Annotated in this window: 16 protein-coding genes and 1 riboswitch; of the genes, 6 read left to right on the forward strand and 10 right to left on the reverse strand. The window is 69.9% G+C overall.

The annotated features are described in order from the left end of the window. Positions 1-2: 2 nt before the first annotated feature. On the forward strand, positions 3-974 hold the full coding sequence (locus FSY98_RS05955) for a carbohydrate ABC transporter permease (protein ID WP_144874851.1): 972 nt from the start codon (positions 3-5) through the stop codon (positions 972-974). Continuing rightward, on the forward strand, positions 971-1,888 hold the full coding sequence (locus FSY98_RS05960; RefSeq protein WP_222119115.1) for a carbohydrate ABC transporter permease: 918 nt from the start codon (positions 971-973) through the stop codon (positions 1,886-1,888). Before FSY98_RS05955 ends, FSY98_RS05960 begins: the two co-directional genes overlap by 4 nt. 156 nt (positions 1,889-2,044) lie before the next feature. Here FSY98_RS05960 and FSY98_RS05965 read toward each other — a convergent pair whose 3' ends face one another. The 3 genes from FSY98_RS05965 to rlmN form a co-directional block, all read right to left on the reverse strand. Further along, on the reverse strand, positions 2,045-3,058 hold the full coding sequence (locus FSY98_RS05965) for an aldo/keto reductase family protein (RefSeq protein WP_144874853.1): 1,014 nt from the start codon (positions 3,056-3,058) through the stop codon (positions 2,045-2,047). A gap of 139 nt (positions 3,059-3,197) precedes the next feature. Beyond that, positions 3,198-4,805 (reverse strand): DUF4407 domain-containing protein, encoded by a 1,608-nt coding sequence (locus tag FSY98_RS05970; RefSeq protein WP_144874855.1) that lies wholly within the window; start codon positions 4,803-4,805, stop codon positions 3,198-3,200. Between the two features lie 106 nt (positions 4,806-4,911). Then, a complete protein-coding gene (gene rlmN, locus FSY98_RS05975) occupies positions 4,912-6,201 on the reverse strand; it encodes a 23S rRNA (adenine(2503)-C(2))-methyltransferase RlmN (RefSeq protein ID WP_186307557.1) in 1,290 nt (429 codons plus the stop codon). A 107-nt stretch (positions 6,202-6,308) separates the two neighbouring features. Between rlmN and FSY98_RS16645 the strand changes: the two genes are divergently transcribed. Genes FSY98_RS16645 through FSY98_RS05990 form a run of 3 tightly spaced genes read left to right on the forward strand, consistent with a single transcriptional unit; the run spans position 6,309 to position 8,298 of the window. Then, positions 6,309-6,833 (forward strand): hypothetical protein, encoded by a 525-nt coding sequence (locus FSY98_RS16645; protein WP_186307558.1) that lies wholly within the window; start codon positions 6,309-6,311, stop codon positions 6,831-6,833. A 51-nt stretch (positions 6,834-6,884) separates the two neighbouring features. Then, a complete protein-coding gene (locus FSY98_RS05985; protein ID WP_144874857.1) occupies positions 6,885-7,523 on the forward strand; it encodes a bifunctional 4-hydroxy-2-oxoglutarate aldolase/2-dehydro-3-deoxy-phosphogluconate aldolase in 639 nt (212 codons plus the stop codon). 25 nt (positions 7,524-7,548) lie between these two features. Then, positions 7,549-8,298: a sulfite exporter TauE/SafE family protein gene (locus FSY98_RS05990; protein WP_144874859.1), complete on the forward strand. Its 750-nt coding sequence runs from the start codon at positions 7,549-7,551 to the stop codon at positions 8,296-8,298. A gap of 16 nt (positions 8,299-8,314) precedes the next feature. Here FSY98_RS05990 and FSY98_RS05995 read toward each other — a convergent pair whose 3' ends face one another. Both FSY98_RS05995 and FSY98_RS06000 read right to left on the reverse strand, forming a co-directional pair. Continuing rightward, positions 8,315-9,148 (reverse strand): NAD(P)-dependent oxidoreductase, encoded by an 834-nt coding sequence (locus tag FSY98_RS05995; RefSeq protein WP_144874861.1) that lies wholly within the window; start codon positions 9,146-9,148, stop codon positions 8,315-8,317. Positions 9,149-9,236: 88 nt separating this feature from the next. After that, a complete protein-coding gene (locus FSY98_RS06000) occupies positions 9,237-9,998 on the reverse strand; it encodes an SDR family NAD(P)-dependent oxidoreductase (protein WP_144874863.1) in 762 nt (253 codons plus the stop codon). A 149-nt stretch (positions 9,999-10,147) separates the two neighbouring features. Between FSY98_RS06000 and FSY98_RS06005 the strand changes: the two genes are divergently transcribed. Further along, on the forward strand, positions 10,148-10,873 hold the full coding sequence (locus tag FSY98_RS06005; RefSeq protein ID WP_144874865.1) for an aminoglycoside 3'-phosphotransferase: 726 nt from the start codon (positions 10,148-10,150) through the stop codon (positions 10,871-10,873). A 24-nt stretch (positions 10,874-10,897) separates the two neighbouring features. Here the strand turns inward: FSY98_RS06005 and FSY98_RS06010 are convergent, their stop codons facing one another. The 5 genes from FSY98_RS06010 to FSY98_RS06030 all read right to left on the reverse strand — a co-directional run bounded on the left by FSY98_RS06010 (position 10,898) and on the right by FSY98_RS06030 (position 16,485). After that, positions 10,898-12,211, reverse strand: coding sequence for a hemolysin family protein (locus FSY98_RS06010; RefSeq protein ID WP_144874868.1), 1,314 nt, complete (start codon positions 12,209-12,211; stop codon positions 10,898-10,900). 94 nt (positions 12,212-12,305) lie between these two features. Further along, the gene (locus FSY98_RS06015; RefSeq protein WP_144874870.1) at positions 12,306-13,346 is read right to left on the reverse strand and encodes a TerC family protein; all 1,041 of its coding nucleotides are present in this window, start codon (positions 13,344-13,346) and stop codon (positions 12,306-12,308) included. A 219-nt stretch (positions 13,347-13,565) separates the two neighbouring features. Beyond that, positions 13,566-14,363, reverse strand: coding sequence for an energy-coupling factor transporter transmembrane protein EcfT (locus tag FSY98_RS06020; RefSeq protein WP_144874872.1), 798 nt, complete (start codon positions 14,361-14,363; stop codon positions 13,566-13,568). Continuing rightward, a complete protein-coding gene (locus FSY98_RS06025; RefSeq protein ID WP_186307559.1) occupies positions 14,360-15,835 on the reverse strand; it encodes an ABC transporter ATP-binding protein in 1,476 nt (491 codons plus the stop codon). The genes FSY98_RS06020 and FSY98_RS06025 overlap by 4 nt, the downstream gene beginning before the upstream one ends. After that, positions 15,832-16,485 (reverse strand): ECF transporter S component, encoded by a 654-nt coding sequence (locus FSY98_RS06030; RefSeq protein ID WP_144874874.1) that lies wholly within the window; start codon positions 16,483-16,485, stop codon positions 15,832-15,834. Before FSY98_RS06030 ends, FSY98_RS06025 begins: the two co-directional genes overlap by 4 nt. Next, positions 16,479-16,588, reverse strand: a riboswitch (TPP riboswitch). Its footprint overlaps the gene before it by 7 nt. Between the last annotated feature and the right edge of the window lie 53 nt (positions 16,589-16,641).

Genomic DNA, 16,641 nt, shown 5'->3' on the forward strand with positions numbered 1-16,641 from the left:
CCGTGTCATCCGCTCTTCGTGAGAGAGGCTCCGTCGGCACCGCCGACGGGGCCTCCCCGGGCACGGGCCGCCGGTCGGCGTCGCCGACCCGGCGGCGCCCGTTCAAGGCGCGCCACGCCCTCACCCTGCTGGCCTTCATGGCCCCGGCGATCGTCTTCGTCGTCTGGTTCACGTACTGGCCGATGCTGCAGGGCGCGCGCATGGCGTTCCACGACTGGAACCTGTGGGACCTCACCTCGACGCCGTGGGTGGGCTTCGACAACTTCGTCACCGTCTTCCAGGACCCGGCGTTCCCGGTCGTGGCATGGAACTCGGTGCTGTGGGTCGTCGGCTCGCTCGTGCCGCAGCTGGTGATCGGCTTCCTGATCGCGCTAGCCCTGCGCAAGCGCTTCAAGTTCCGCGGGCTCTACCAGGCGCTCGTCTTCTTCCCGTGGGCCGTCTCCGGCTTCCTCATCGGGATGCTGTTCCGCTGGATGTTCAACGCGGAGTTCGGCGTCGTCAACGACCTGCTCATGAAGGCCGGTCTGATCGATGCACCGCTGCCCTGGCTGGCCGACCCGAAGCTCGCGATGTTCGCGGTCATCGTCGCGAACATCTGGTACGGCGTGACCTTCTTCGCGATCATGATCCTCGCGGCGCTGCAGTCGGTGCCCGACGAGATGCTCGAGGCCGCGAGCCTCGACGGTGCGGGAAAGGCGAGGCAGCTGTTCTCGATCATCATCCCGTACATCTCGATGACGCTGCTGCTGACGATCCTGCTCCGGGTGATCTGGATCTTCAACTTCCCCGACATCATCTACGCGATGACGAACGGCGGACCGGCCAACCAGACGCACATCATCACCACCTGGATGATCAACTACACGCAGCAGGGCAACTACGGCATCGCGAGTGCGATCGGCCTCATCGTCGTCGCCTTCCTGTTCGTGTTCTGCGCGTTCTACCTGATGGCGATGCGGAGGGCCCAGCGATGACCGTCACCACCCCCACCGGAACCACCATCACCGAGACGCGGCGCATCACGGTGCCGGATGCCGCGAAGGCCCCCCGCTCGACGCAGCGGCGGATCACCGTCGGCGGCGTCGTCCGTGTCGTCGGTCTCGCACTGTGGCTGCTGATCACGCTGTTCCCGCTGTACTGGATCGCGCTGACGTCGTTCAAGTCACCGGGCACGATCAACCGGTTCCCGATCGAGTACTGGCCGAGCGAGCCGTCGTTCGACAACTACGTGAGCCTGTTCCAGCAGAGCTCGTTCGGGGTGTTCCTCGCGAACTCTGCGATCGTGGCCGTCGTCGCGGGCGCGGTGGCGACGCTGATCGCCCTGCTGAGCGCCTACGTCATCGCACGGTTCGAGTTCCGCGGCAAGGGCACCGTGCTCGTGGCGTTCCTGCTCACGCAGATGATCCCCGCGTTCATCGCGCTGGGGCCGCTGTACTCGATGATGACCGACCTCGGCCTGGTCGATTCCAAGCCGGGTCTCATCCTCGTGTACATCGCGATCTGTATCCCGTTCTCCACGGTCATGCTCCGCGGGTTCTTCGAGAACGTGCCGGACGCACTCGAGGAGGCGGCGATGATCGACGGATGCTCGCGGCTCGGCGCGCTGTTCCGGGTGCTCGTCCCGGTGATGACGCCCGGCATCATCGCGGCGTTCATCTTCAACTTCGTGAACTGCTGGAACGAGCTGTTCCTGTCGGTCGTGCTCATGAACTCCGACGAGAACCGCACCGTGCCCTCGGCGCTGAACGGCTTCATCTCGACGTTCAACATCGACTGGGGCTCGATGAGCGCCGCCGCCGTGCTGACCATCCTGCCGACCATGGCGATGTTCGCGCTCGCAAGCCGCTGGATCGTGCAGGGCCTGACCGCCGGCGCCGTGAAGGAGTAGCCCGCGGCATCCTTTCTCGCCTGATCCGCCGACGCCCCGTCTGATCGCCGACGCCCCCTCTGAGATACGTAGCTCAGAGGGGGCGTCGGCGATCAACCGGGGCGTCCGCGAAGGAAGAGGCGCGGCCCGCGCTCAGACCAGGCGGGTCTCCCGCGCTCAGACCAGGCGGGTCTTCGGCGAGGTCTCGTACGTGCGCTCGGCGTCGCGGTTCACGGTGTCGCCGAGAGCCTCGTCGATCGCCGAGAGGGTGTCGTCGTCGAGCTTCACGCCCGAAGCCTTGACCGTGTCGGCGAGCTGCTCGGGACGCGAGGCTCCGACGAGCGCGGCGGCGACGTTCGGGTTCTGCAGCACCCACGCGATCGCGAGCTGCGGCATGGTGAGACCCGCCTGCTCGGCGATCGGCTTGAGCTTCTGCACTGCCGCGAGGATGTCGTCCTTGAGAAAGCTCTTGATGAAGTCGGCGCCGCTGTGCGGGTCGGTCGCGCGCGACCCCTCCGGCACGGGCTGACCGGGCAGGTACTTGCCGCTGAGCACACCCTGCGCCATCGGCGACCAGACGATCTGCGAGATGCCGAGCTCCTCGGACGCCGGGACGACCTTGCCCTCGATCACACGCCACAGCATCGAGTACTGGGGCTGATTCGAGATGAGCTGGATGCCGAGCTGCTTCGCCAGCGCGTGGCCCTCGCGCAGCTGCTCCGCGGTCCACTCGGAGACGCCGATGTAGAGCGCCTTGCCCTGCCGGACGATGTCGGCGAACGCCTGGAACGTCTCCTCGAGCGGGGTCTCGTAGTCGAAGCGGTGCGCCTGGTACAGGTCGACGTAGTCGGTGCCGAGGCGCTTCAGCGATCCGTTGATCGAGTCCATGATGTGCTTGCGGCTGAGGCCGGTGTCGTTCGGGCCCTTGTCGCCGGTCGGGAAGTACACCTTGGTGAAGATCTCGAGACCTTCGCGGCGCTGCCCTTCGAGGGCCTTGCCGAGGATGACCTCCGCCGCCGTGTTGGCGTAGGCGTCTGCGGTGTCGAACGTGGTGATGCCGGCGTCGAGCGCGGCGTGCACCGTCTTCACGGCCGCGTCGTCTTCGACCTGCGAGGCGTGGGTGACCCAGTTGCCGTAGGTGATCTCCGAGACCTTGAGACCACTGTTACCGAGATAGCGATAGTTGACCATGAGCCAACGCTACTCGCGCATACCGGCATGCCGGGCCGCGTTGCGCGGACAGCCCAGATCAGGAGGGTGCGCCGAGAACAGGATGAATCCCGTCAGAGATTCCTGATCTCGGCGCACCCTCCTGATCTCGGCACGCCGGTCACGCCTGCGCGTGCAGCATCCGCTCCTGCTCGTCCAGCGTCTGCGCCTGGGCGCGCTGGTCGACCCGCTCGCGCTCCTGCTCGGCCTCTCGGCGCTCCGCACGGGTCTGCGGCGCCGCGGCATCGGCATCGGCCTGGATGCCGGTCGACTGCTCGGTGACGATCGATGCCCGATCGCGGAAGCCCTCGGCCGTCACTCTGTCGAGCGACACCTGCTTGCGAATCGCGGCCGCCTTCTCGTAGAGAGACGGATCGCCGTACGACGTGAGCACCTTCACGAGCACCGGCAGCAGCTCGATCATGAAGAACAGCGCCGCGATGAGGATGTGGGCCCAGAGGATCGTCGGCTCCTTCTCGCTGAGCCGGTTCAGGCCGCTGATCTGGCTGAGGAGTCCGGTGGCGCCCGCGTTGCCGGAGGCCACCGACTCGGCCCGCGCGTTGTACGCCGCGAGCGCCGAGTCGTAGGTGTCGCGGGCGGTCGGCAACTGGTCCTGGGCCTGCTGGCGGTTCTGCGTCTCCGAGGTCGAGGTGTTCTCCTTCGCGGCGGTGCCGGCGGCGGCGAGCTCCTCGTTGGCGGTGCGCAGCTGCGCGGCGAGCGCATCGTACGTCTGCTGCGCCTCGGCGAGCTGGGCCTGCGCGGCACCCGAGCTCGCGCCCTCGCCGTTGACGCCTGTGCAGCCGGGCACCGTCCCCGCACCCTCGCCGGTCAGCTCGCACTGGTACAGCACGCGTGCCTGGTCGATCACGCCCTGCTGCGCGGTCATCTTCGCGGTGAGGTCGTCGACGGTTGCCTGCGCGGCCGTCTCGGTGGCCGACGACGACTCGGTGCCGGCCACGATGCCCGTCGCGGCCTGGTTCTCGAGCTCGGCTACCCGGTCGGATGCCGCGTCCAGGGCCTTCTTCTCCGGCCCGGTCTCGAGGGCCTCCTGGTCGGACTGCGACTGGGTGATGTTGGTCGCCGCGACCTCGCGCGCGATGTCGTTGTGGAAGATCTGCAGCACGAGCGGCTCGGCGACGACGAATCCGATGATCGCAGCCATGATCACGCGCGGGATGGCGAGGCCGACCAGGCGCCACAGGTTGCGCGTCGACGACATCGTGGAGGTGAGGAACCGGTCGAGGTTGAAGATGATGAGCGCCCAGACCACGGCCAGCGGCACGGCCAGCCAGATCGCGGCCTGCACCCCGGTCGTGAGGGCGAAGAGCATCGAGATCGCGGAGACGAGCGCGGTGCCGGCGAGCACGAAGAACATCTGCACGAAGCGCGGCGTCTCGCCCGGAACGCGGTCGAGGATCTCCCCCTCCGCCCCGCCGAGGATGGCGAGCGTCCGCCACCGGGACCCAGGCACGCGGGGCTTACGCTCGCGGAAAGCGCGCGGGGCCTTGGGAGCGCGAGGGGCGGATGCCGCGGCATCCGCACCGTCCGCGCGATTCACCGGCGCATCGTCGATCGGCGCAGTCGGCTGCGCATCGGCGCGGTCGTCCGCGCCGGTCGGCTCGTAGGCGCGCAGGAAGTCGAGATCATCGGTGTCAGCGTTCGGGTCGCTGTCGAGGATGATCCGCCCCTGCGAATCGAACCGTCCTGGACGGTGAGCGGAATAGGGCATCCCGATAATCTACGAAACCTCGCCTGTGGAACAAGTGGAAGCGACCTGAGTCTCCGCCGACCATCGCGTGCGACGCCATGCGGCGGCGTCGCGGCGCTGGACCCGATCAGGCCATCGCGGCCGCGGCCGCTTCGTCTTCCGTGGTGGCGACGAGCTGCCCGCAGGCGCCGTCGATCTCCTTGCCGCGGGTGTCGCGCAGGGTCGTCGGGATGCCGGCGTCGTTGAGTCGGCGCACGAACTCGTTCGTGACGTCGCGCTCGGATGCCGTCCAGATCGAGCCGGGCGTCGGGTTCAGCGGGATCGGGTTCACGTGCACCCACCCGCGACCGCGCTGATTGAGCTTCTCGGCGAGGAGGTCGGCGCGCCACGCGTGGTCGTTCATGTCCTTGATGAGCGCGTACTCGATCGACACCCGACGCCCGGTCTTCGCGTAGTAGTCGTACGCGGCGTCGAGGGCCTCGTCGACCTTCCAGCGGGAGTTGACGGGGATGAGCTCGTCGCGCAGGTGGTCGTCAGGGGCGTGCAGCGAGAGGGCGAAGGTCACCGGGATGTTCTCGTCGGCGAGCTTCTTGATCGCCGGCACGAGGCCGACGGTCGAGACGGTGATGCCGCGCGCGCTCATGCCGAGGCCGTCGGGCTGCGGGGCGACCATCGAGCGCACGGCGTCCATGACCCGCTTGTAGTTGGCGAGCGGCTCACCCATGCCCATGAAGACGATGTTCGAGACGCGCTCCATCGAGTGGTCGTCGGCCTTCTTGCCGCCCAGGCCGCCCTCGGCGATGAGGCGGTTGGCTCGGACGATCTGTTCGATGATCTCGGCGGTCGACATGTTGCGCGTGAGACCTGCCTGTCCGGTCGCGCAGAAGGGGCAGTTCATGCCGCAGCCGGCCTGCGATGACACGCACAGCGTGATGCGGCCGGGGTAGCGCATGAGCACGGACTCGACGAGCGCGCCGTCGTGCAGGCGCCACAGGAACTTGATCGTGTCGCCGCGGTCGGTCTCGAGTCGGCGGACCTCGGTCAGGAGCGGGGGGAGCATGCCCGCCACGAGATCGTCGCGGATGCCGGCGGGGAGGTCGGTCATCTCCGCCGGGTCGGTCGTGTAGTGGCGGAAGTAGTGGGTCGAGAGCTGCTTCGCGCGGAACCCCGGGAGCCCGAGCTCCTTGACCTTCTCGACGCGCTCGGCGGGAGTGAGGTCGGCGAGGTGCACCGGCGGCTTGCCGCGCTTCGGGCTCGCGAACTGGAGGAGCGGCCGGCCCTCGGCATCCTTCTGCTGGGTCCATCCCTCGGTCGCGGGGCGCACCTGGGTGCCGCCGGTCGTGCGGATCGCCGTCCCCGCCGGTCGGGACGACGCGGTCGCGGGGCGCGTCTCACGCGTGCGGGGATTCTCGGTCATACCCTCCAGGGTACCGGCGGACGGGTGGGAGACGGCTGGGCAGGCCGCAGGCATGCGGGCGGCGGGCGGGCGGCCGGCGGGCGTCCCGCATCCCTAGACTGGCGACCATGGATTTCGGCTGGATCACGGGAATAGTCGTCGGCGCGCTCGTCGTGATCGCTATCGTGTCGCGCGTGCAGCGCGCGATGCGGCTGCGGGAGCCGCGCTCGTCCCGTCCGACCGCCGGGCGCACGGACGCTCTCGCCGGCCGCGCGGATGCTCCCACTCCGCCGACACTCCCACCGGATGCCGTCACCGAGATCGACCGTCTCGTCGCCGCGGATCAGAAGGTGCGGGCGATCAAGGTCTACCGCGATCACACGGATGTCAGCCTGCGCGAGGCGAAGAACGCCGTCGAACGGTGGGTGGTGCGGTCGGCTCCCGCGACGACGGCGATCCCTGTGGCCGCGCCGTGGCCGACCGGCGCCGCCGCTCTGCGCTCGTCGCTGCCGACGTCGGCCGCTGCGGAGATCGATCGCCTCGTCGCCGCCGCGCGGCCCATCGAGGCGATCAAACTGCTGCGCGAGCACACGGGTCTCGGCCTGAAGCAGTCCAAGGATGCGATAGACGCCTGGACGCCCCGCAGCTTGTAGCTACAGGTGTGCGTCCGAGAGAATGGACGCACCCCCACCGAAGGAGCCTCGATGCCCGACCGTCTCGACCGCGCCCGCGCCACCGGCGTCCTCGCCGTTCTCCGCGCCCCCTCCCCCGATCTCGCGCTCGAGGCCTCAGAGGCGATCATCCGCGGCGGGGTGACCGGCATCGAGGTCACGTTCTCGACCCCTGACGCACCGGCGGTCATCCGCGAGCTCATCGCCCGTCACGGCGACGCCGCGTACGTGGGAGCAGGCACGGTCACCACCGCCGAGCAGGCCGCCGCCGCGGCGGATGCCGGCGCCGAGTTCCTCGTGAGCCCCGGCACCCTGCCTGCACTGACCCGCACGATGCTCGACACCGGTCGCGTCGTGATGACCGGCGCGATGACCCCGACCGAGGTCATGGGGGCACTCGAACTCGGCGTCGACGTGGTCAAGATCTTCCCCGCCTCGCTCGGCGGACCCTCGTACCTCGGCGCGCTGCGCGGGCCCTTCCCCGATGCCCCGCTGATGCCGACCGGCGGCGTCACTCCCGACAACCTGGCCGACTGGTTCCGCGCAGGGGCCGTTGCCGTCGGCGCCGGCGGCGACCTCGCGAACGGCGCCTCGATCAAGGGTGGCGACTGGGCCGATCTCGAGCAGCGCGCGGCACGCTTCGCCGCCGCGCTCACTGCCTCACGGAGCTGACGCCCGTGACGGTCGGCGGCTGACCGTGCCCGCCCTCGACCCCTGGGCCTGGGTGGCGCTCGGCCTCGCCGCCGTCACGATCGGCATCTCGAAGACCGCACTGCCCGGCGCGAACATCCTCGCCATCGCGCTCTTCGCGACCGTGCTGCCGGCCCGCACCTCGACCGCCGCGATGCTTCTGCTGCTGATGGTTGGCGACGTCTTCGCGATCGCCGCGTATCGGCGGCATGCGCACTGGCCGACCCTGTTACGCCTCGCTCCGGCCGTGGTCGCGGGGCTGCTGGTGGGCTTCGCCTTCCTCGCGGTCGCGGGTGACGGGATCGTGCGTCGGGCGATCGGCGTCATCCTCCTCGTCATGATCGCGGTGACGCTGTGGCGCCGCTGGCGGCAGAGTCGCCGCGAGGTGCAGGAGGCGGCGCGCGGCGGCATCCTGCTCGCCGGCACCTACGGCACGCTCGGCGGGTTCACGACCATGGTGGCGAACGCGGGCGGACCCGTCATGTCGATGTACTTCCTCGCCACGCGCACGCCGGTGCAGGTGTTCCTCGGCACCTCGGCCTGGTTCTTCGCCATCATCAACGTCACGAAGGTGCCGTTCCTCGCCGGTCTCGGCCTCTTCCACCCGCCGGTGCTGCTGATGGATGCCGTGCTCGCGCCCTTGGTCGTGGTCGGCGCCCTCGTGGGACTCGTCGTCGCGAGGCGCCTGAACCAGGTGCTGTTCGACCGGATCGTCATCGCCCTGACTGTGGTCGGCGCGGTCTATCTGCTGTTCTGACCTCCGCGCCGGCCGCTCAGTCCAGGAAGATGTCGGGGAAGAGGCGGTCGTCCGGGGTGCCGGGGACCGCTGCGTAGCTCGAGAAGTCGGTGACGCCGTCGGCTTCGAGCACCTCCTCCACGATGAGCGTCTGCCCGGTGTACCCGGCAGCGGGCTTGGTGAGCACCGAGTAGGCGGCGTCGGCGTAGATGTCGGCCGTGCGACTCGCGGCCATGACCTCGTCTCCGCCGAGCAGATTCTGCACCGCCGCCGTCGCGATGGTGGTGCGGGGCCACAGGGTGTTGGCGGCGATGCCGTCGCGCGCGAACTCCGCCGCGAGACCGAGGGTGACCATGGTCATCCCGAACTTCGCGAGCGTGTACCCGGTGTGCGCGCCGAGCCACTTCGGCGTGGGGTTCAGCGGCGGCGACAGCGACAGGATGTGCGGGTTCTCGGCATCCTTGAGCATGGGGATCGCGGCGCGCGAGAGCATGAACGTTCCGCGCACGTTGACGTCCTGCATGAGGTCGTACTTCTTGGCGCCGAGCTCGAGCGACCGGGAGAGGTCGATGACGCTGGCGTTGTTGACGACGATGTCGATGCCGCCGAACTCGCCCTGGGTCTTCAGCACCGCCGCGGTGATGTCGTCGTCGTCGCGCACGTCGCCGACGATCGGCAGCGCCTGCCCGCCCGCTGCGCCGATCTGCTCCGCCGCGGTGTGCACGGTTCCTTCCAGCTTCGGATGCGGGGTGTCGGTCTTCGCGAGCATCGCGATGTTCGCGCCGTCGGCCGCGGCGCGCAGGGCGATCGCGAGGCCGATGCCGCGGCTTCCGCCCGACATGAGGATGGTCTTGCCTGCCAGTGCGCTCATCGCCCACCTTCCCGTTTCGAATCGCTTGAATTGCAGTTCTGCCGCCCCGATTCGTGCAAAGCGCGCGATTCGAAAACAGGCAGGGTGCTCACTTCGGCGCCATGCGGATCGCGCCGTCCAGCCGGATCGTCTCGCCGTTGAGGTAGCCGTTCTCGACGGTCTGGCGCACGAGCGACGCGTACTCGTCGGGTCGTCCGAGACGCGCGGGGTACGGCACCTGCGTGCCGAGCGAGTCCTGGGCCTCCTGCGGCAGCCCCATCAGCATGGGGGTCTCCATGATGCCGGGGGCGATCGTGCAGACCCGGATGGCGTACCGGGCGAGCTCGCGCGCGACGGGGAGGGTCATGGCGTGGACGCCGCCCTTCGACGCCGAATAGGCGGGCTGTCCGATCTGGCCGTCGAACGCGGCGACGCTCGCGGTGTTCACGATCACGCCGCGGTCGCCGCCCTCGATGGGGTCGTTCTTCGCGATGACGGCCGCGGCCTGGGAGAGCACGTTGAAGGTGCCGACGAGGTTGATGCGCACGATGCGCTCGAAGTCGGCGAGCACGGCGGGGTTGCCCTCGCGGTCGAGCACCTTGGCCGGGGGCGCGATGCCCGCGCAGTTCACGACGATGCGCAGCGGGGCGGCGTCCTGCGCGGCGCGGGCGGCGGCCGCGGCATCCTCTGCGCTCGTCACGTCGCCGGGGCTGAAGACGCCGCCGAGTTCGTCGGCGATCTCTGCGCCAGCGGACGAGGGGAGGTCGAGGATCGTGACGACGGCCCCCTCGGCGGCGAGCGCTCGGGCGGTGGCGAGGCCGAGGCCCGACGCGCCGCCGGTGACGAGAGCACTGGATCCCTGGATCTGCATGCGATTCTCCCTTGAACGTGTGCGACTCGGTGCCAGCCTAACTGATTCCGAGTGTCATCCCATCGCGGCGCCGTGCCGGTGATCGCTCCGAGCCTACGACACCCGGCGCGGCGGATCGGAGCCCTGGGCCCCCGCGGCAGGATGGAGGCATGAGCATCCCCGAGGCGGCGCTGCCGGTGCCCGCGATCGTCCGCGCGCTCGCGGACGGCGCCGCCCTCACCCCGGTGTGGCGGAACTCCCTCGGCGGGGTGACGTTTTGCACCGACGACGGCCGGTACATCAAGTGGGGCCCGCACGACGCCGAGGCGAACATGCGCGACGAGGCGGAGCGGATGCGGTGGGCTCGCCGCTGGACGACGGTCCCCGAGGTCCTGGATCAGGGGCAGGATGCCGCGCACGAGTGGCTCGTGACGGCGGCGCTGCCCGGGCGCAGCGCGGTCGACCCCCGATGGGTCGCCGATCCGGCGACGGCCGTGCGCGCCGTGGGCGAGGGCCTCAGGGCACTGCACGACGCCCTGCCGGTCGGCGACTGTCCGTGGTCGTGGGACCCGGCGTCTCGCATCGCGAACGCGGCGCAGCGCGGCATCCGCGTCCCCGACGAGCTGCGGGCGCCGCCACCGGTCGAGACGCTCGTGGTGTGCCACGGCGACGCCTGCATGCCGAACACGCTGCTCGACGACGACGGTCGCCCGCTCGGTCACGTGGACCTCGCGGCGCTCGGCGTCGGCGACCGCTGGGCCGACATCGCGGTCGCCGCGATGAGCACCGAGTGGAACTACGGCCCCGGCTGGGCGGACGCGCTCGTCGAGGCGTGCGGTCTCGCCCCCGACCGGGCGCGGATCGACTACTACCGACGGCTCTGGAACGAGACCTGAGCCGCCGGCAGTGGTCGGGCCGCGTCAGGCCGGAGCACCCTCGGCGGACGCCGCGCCCTGCGAGGCGTCCGCCTCGTCGTGCAGCACCACCCTGATCTCGGAGATGCGTCGCCGGTCGACCGCCGTCACCCGGATCGTCGCGCCAGGCACCTCGACCGAGTCGCCGACCACCGCGAGTCGCCCGAGCATCTCGGTGACGAATCCCGCGACGGTGTCTGATGCGCCGCGCGGCAGTGCGATGCCGGTGATCTCGGCGAAGTCGCCGAGGTTGAGCCGCCCGTCGAGCGACCCGCCGGCTGCGGGGATGCGCTCCTCGGTGTCGTACTCGTCGAAGATCTCGCCCACGACCTCCTCCACGAGGTCTTCCAGCGTGACGATGCCGTCGGTGCCGCCGTACTCGTCGACGACGACCGCGATGTGGTGACCGGCAGCTCGCAGACGGGTGAGCGTGGGCAGCACCCGGGCGGTCGAGGGCAGGTATTCGACCGGACGCGCGAGGCTCTGCACGGTACGCGACGGATCGGCGACCGCCGCCTCGAACAGGTCGCGCACGTGCACGAAGCCGACGATGTCGTCGATCGACGCGTCGACCACCGGGTACCGCGAAAACGGCAGCTCGGTGACCTGCGCCATCGACTCGGCGATCGTGGCCGTGCCGTCGAGCGCGACGACCTCGGGCCGCGGGCGCATCACCTCGCTGACCTGGCGGTCGCGCAGCGACAGCACGTCGTCGAGGATGCGGCGCTCGTCGTCGGGGAGGCTCTGGTGCGTCGCGACGATGTCACGCAGCTCCTCCTCGCTCAGCTCGTCGGCGGTCTTGTGCGGATCGCCGCCGAGCAGGCGCACGAGCGCATTGGTCGAGACCGAGAGCAGCCAGATCACCGGGCGCATCACGGTCGCGAAGCCGTCGAGCACCGGAGCCACGGCGTAGGCGAACTGCGCGTTGCGCTGGATCGCCAGACGCTTCGGCACGAGCTCGCCGAGCACGAGCGACAGGTACGCGATCAGCAGGGTGAGGATGATGGTCGCGAGCGTGAACGACAGCTGCTCCTCGAGGCCCCACGACTGAAGCAGCGGCGCGACCGAGGGCGCGATCGACGTGGCACCGTACGCGGCCGACGCGAAGCCTGCCACGGTGACGCCGATCTGCACGGCCGAGAGGAACGTGTTCGGGTTGCGGGCGAGGCCCGCGACCTTCGCGCCGCGGCGCCCGCGGGCGGCGATCGCGTTGATCTGGCTCTCGCGCAGCGTCACGAGCGCCATCTCCGTCGCGGCGAACACGCCTCCGACGAGGACGAAGACGAAGACGAGTGCGATGTTCCACAGCAGGTCGCCCATCAGCGGGTCGCCTCCTGCGGCGAGGTGGTGCCCGAGGTCATTCGGGCACCGGGTCTGTCAGGGTCGGCGGACGCGTCGGAGCGGCGCGACTGATTCACGGGTGTTCCTTCTCTGTGCGAGGGGTGGTGTCGGCGGGAGTGCCTGCGGAGGTGGAGTCGAGGGCGGCGCGGCGGTCGTCACGACGGGTCTTGGCGAGACTCGCCACGGTGGCGACGGCGATGGTCGCGCCGATGAACACGAGGGAGAACCAGATCGGGATCTCGGGGGCCCAGAGCATCGGCTCGCCGCCGTTGATGAACGGTAGCTCGTTGACGTGCATCGCGTGGAGCACGAGCTTGACGCCGATGAAGGCGAGGATGACGGCGAGACCCTGAGCGAGGTACACGAGGCGCTCGAGCAGACCGCCGATGAGGAAGTACAGCTGGCGCAGACCCATGAGGGCGAAGGCGTTCGCCGTGAAGACGATGTACGCCTCCTCGGTGAGACCGTAGATCGCGGGGATCGAGTCGACGGCGAAGATCAGGTCGACGAAGCCGATCGCGATGATGACGAGGAACATCGGCGTCACGAACCGGCGGCCGGCCTTGACGACCGTGAGGCGGTCGCCCTCGTACTCGTCGCTCACCGGGAGGATGCGGCGGACGAAGCGCATGAAGCGGCCGTCGGCGGGGTTGTGGTCGCCGCCCGCGAACGCCTGGCGGTACGCGAGAACCAGCAGCAGCGCACCGAACAGGTAGAAGATCCACGAGAAGTTCTCGATGAGCGTGGCGCCCAGCGCGATGAACCCGCCGCGCATGATGAGCGCGATCACGATGCCGATCATCAGCACCTTCTGCTGGTACTTGCGCGGCACCGCGAACCCGGCCATCACGATGAGGAAGACGAAGAGGTTGTCGATCGACAATGCCTTCTCGGTCAGGTACCCGGCGAAGTACTCGCCGCCGAACTTCCACCCCGAGACGACGCCGATGCCGACGCCGAACAGCAGCGCGAGACCGATGTAGAAGGCCGACCAGCGGGCGGACTCGCCGACCGTGGGCTCGTGGGGCTTGCGGACGTGCGCGAAGAACTCGTACACGAAGAAGGCGATCGTGACGAGGATCGTGACGATCCAGACGAGGGGGGTGATGTTCACAAGGGTCTCCGAGAGATGGCGCGACAGGGTCTACGCCAAGGTCTTCTCCATCCTCGAACGAGGACCGGGGACCCGGGATGCAGGGACATCCGTAATGACGAGCCACCCGTATCGGAGTACTCCCCTTGGGTTACGTCGATGGTAGCGAATCCGTGAAGTTCCCGGCTATGAAAAAGCTGAATATCGGGATGCCGGGCAAATCCCGCCTGCAGCACGGTGTCAGGCGGTCGGGCCGAGGATGAAGTTCCATGCCCCCGTGGCCACCGCGACCGTGATCGCCGCGGCGGGGATGACCGCCGCCACGGAGACGAGCGCGGTGTCGCGTCGGTCCCAGATCGATCGGCGAGCCCAGGAGCGCTCCCCTCCACCGCCGAAACCTCGCGCCTCCATCGCGGTCGCGAGCGACGAGCCGCGACGGATCGCCAGGACGAACAGCGCGAACGCCATCCCGAACGCCCGGCGCACCCTCCCTTCGTCCGCGACGCCGCGCGCCCGCCGCGCCAGGGCGAGGGCCCGCCAGTCATCGGCCAGGAGTCCCAGCATCCGCATGCCGGCGAGCGCGCCGATGACGAATCGCGCTGGTAGGCGCAGCCGCTGCGCGAGGTCGTCGGCGAGATCCGTCGGATCGACCGTGACGAACAGCACCACCGCCGGGAGGCCGATCGCGAGCACCCGGACCGCGGTGGCGGCGGCGAGCGCGAGCGACCCGTCGCTCACCCGCATCACGAGCCACTCGAAATGCACCGTGCCGCTCGTCGCCCCGTAGAGGGCGATCGTCACCGCGCTCAGCGGCGCGGCGACCCACAGCACGGCGGTGCGCAGCCAGAACTCACGCGGCCGCAGCCCGGCGAGCAGCAGCAGAGGGATCTCCAGCAGCAAGGCGACGGATGCCGAGACCACATCGATCGTCAGGACCAGCGGCAGCGCGATGAGCAACGCCGCCGCGAGCTTGGCGAGTGCCGAGCGCGGAGCGATGGGCCCCGTCCGGTCGACGCGGGCGGTCAGCGGGTCGATCATCGTCCGACCTCGATCCGCCGGGCGTGCAGCGCGCGGAGCACGGCCTCGTCATGGCTGATCGCGACGATCGCTGTGCCCTCGTCGCGGAGGGCGGCGATGAGGCCCACCAGCTCGGCCCAGGTCACGGCATCCTGCCCGAAGGTGGGCTCGTCGAGCACCAGCATCCGCGGGCGCGTGGCGATCGCCGCAGCCACTGTCAGCCGCCGCTTCTCGCCGCCCGACAGTGTGTAGGGGTTCGCCTCGGCGAGGTGGCGCAGCCGCAGTCTGTCGAGCAGGTCGTCCGTGCGCGCCGTGATCTCGTCCGGGGCCATGCGCAGGGCTCGGGGGCCGACCGAGAGCTCTTCGCGCACGGTCTTGGCGAGCAGCTGATGCTCGGGGGTCTGCAGCACCGTCGCGATGCGGGTGAGCAGCGTCCGCGACGACCAGGCGAGCGGATCGGTCGCCTCGCCGGCGGCGAGCGACGGCGTCGCACGCACCGCTCCCGCCTCGGGCGGGATGAGCCCCGCGAGCGTGAGCCCCAGGGTCGATTTCCCCGCACCGTTCGGCCCCGTGATGCCGAGCACCTCGCCCGCGCGCACGGCGAGGTCGAACGGACCCGCGACGCGAAGGCCTCGACGACGCGATACCTGCAGCGCGCGCGTCTCGACGAGCGGTTCTCCGGGCTCCGTGCGCGGCGCCGGAGGAGCCGCGGGCGGGTGGCCCGGAACCCAGACGCCGGATGCCGCGAGCTCGGCCCCCCGCTCACCCAGCACCGCCTCGGGACTGCCGTCTGCCAAGACGACCGTGCCGTCGTCGCCTGTGCCGTCGTCGCCTGTGCCGAGCACGATCACCCTCGTCACGAGCGGCAGCCAGACGTCGATGCGATGCTCGATCACCACCAGGGTCGCCCCGGTGCGGTCGAGCGCCGCACCGACAGCACCCCGCACCTCGTCGACACCGGCGGGGTCGAGGTTCGCGGTCGGCTCGTCCAGCAGGATCGCCCCGGGGCGCATCGCCAGCACCCCGGCCAGCGCAAGCCGCTGCTTCTGCCCGCCCGAAAGCGCCGCCGTCGAGCGATCGAGCGCGACGTCGAGCTGCACGGCGTCGAGCGCCTCGCGCACGCGGGGCCAGATCTCGTCTCTCGGCACGCCGAGGTTCTCGCAGCCGAAGGCGACGTCGTCGCCGACCCGCGCGAGGATCGTCTGGGTGTCGGGGTCCTGCAGCACCATACCGACGCGTCCGCGCGCGTCTGTCGGCACGTGCCCGTCGACGAGGAGTTCGCCGCGAGTCTCGCCCTCGTCAGCGCCGCCGAGCACGCCACCGAGACCCTGCAGCAGGGTGGACTTGCCCGAGCCGGAGGCGCCGAGCAGCAACACGCGCTCCCCCGGCTCGATGCGCAGCTCGACGTCGCGTACCGCCCAGCGGCGCCTCGTGGCATAACGCCACCCCCAGCCTCGCGCCTCGAGCGCGGCCGGCTGCACGGCTGCGGTCACACTCGTGCGGTGACCTCGCGCCCGGCGGCGAATCGACCGAGCGCACCGGTGGCCGCAAGGCCCCGGGCGATCAGCCAGCCGCCGAGACCGGCGATGATCGCGCCGGAGATCGTCGTGGAGACGATGTAGACGACGGTGAAGAGCGTGTCGGCACCCGCGTACCAGAGGATGCGGTCGTTGATGCCGCCCGCGAGACCGGCGCCGGCACCCGCGAGCATCGCGACCGGGAGACGCCACGCGCCGTACAGGAAGACGAGGAAGATCAGCTCGGCGCCCAGGCCCTGCACGATGCCGGACACGATCGTGAGCGGACCCCACGCGTTGCCGACGAGCGCGGAGATGGTGGCAGCGACGAGCTCGGTGTAGAGCGCGGCACCCGGCTTGCGGATGATGAGGCCGCCCAGCACACCGGCGATCAGCCAGGGGCCGGCGAGCAGGCCCTGCACGCCGGGAAGCAGGGGCTTCAGCAGGCTGCTGGGCACCTCGTAGCCGACGTTCCACAGGAGGAAGATCAGCGCGCACGCGACGGCGATGACACTGGCGACGACGATGTCGACGACGCGCCAGCGCCAGAGACCGGGGCGGCCGAGCCCCTTCGCGGATGCGGCGGTGGCGGATCCTGTGGCGGATCCAGACGTGGACGTGCTCATTGAATGCTCCTCCCTGCGCTGGCATGACCCAGATCAGGTTCGACGGTCGAAGCGCGATTCGCTCCCTCTCAGCCCGGCTCGCCGGACTCCCGTGGTTGTGATGATGATCTTACCCAGTCGTCCGACACTTGTGTCACGTACGCCCGACGCACCACG

The organism is Microbacterium sp. 1.5R (assembly GCF_007667425.1).
Taxonomy (GTDB): domain Bacteria; phylum Actinomycetota; class Actinomycetes; order Actinomycetales; family Microbacteriaceae; genus Microbacterium.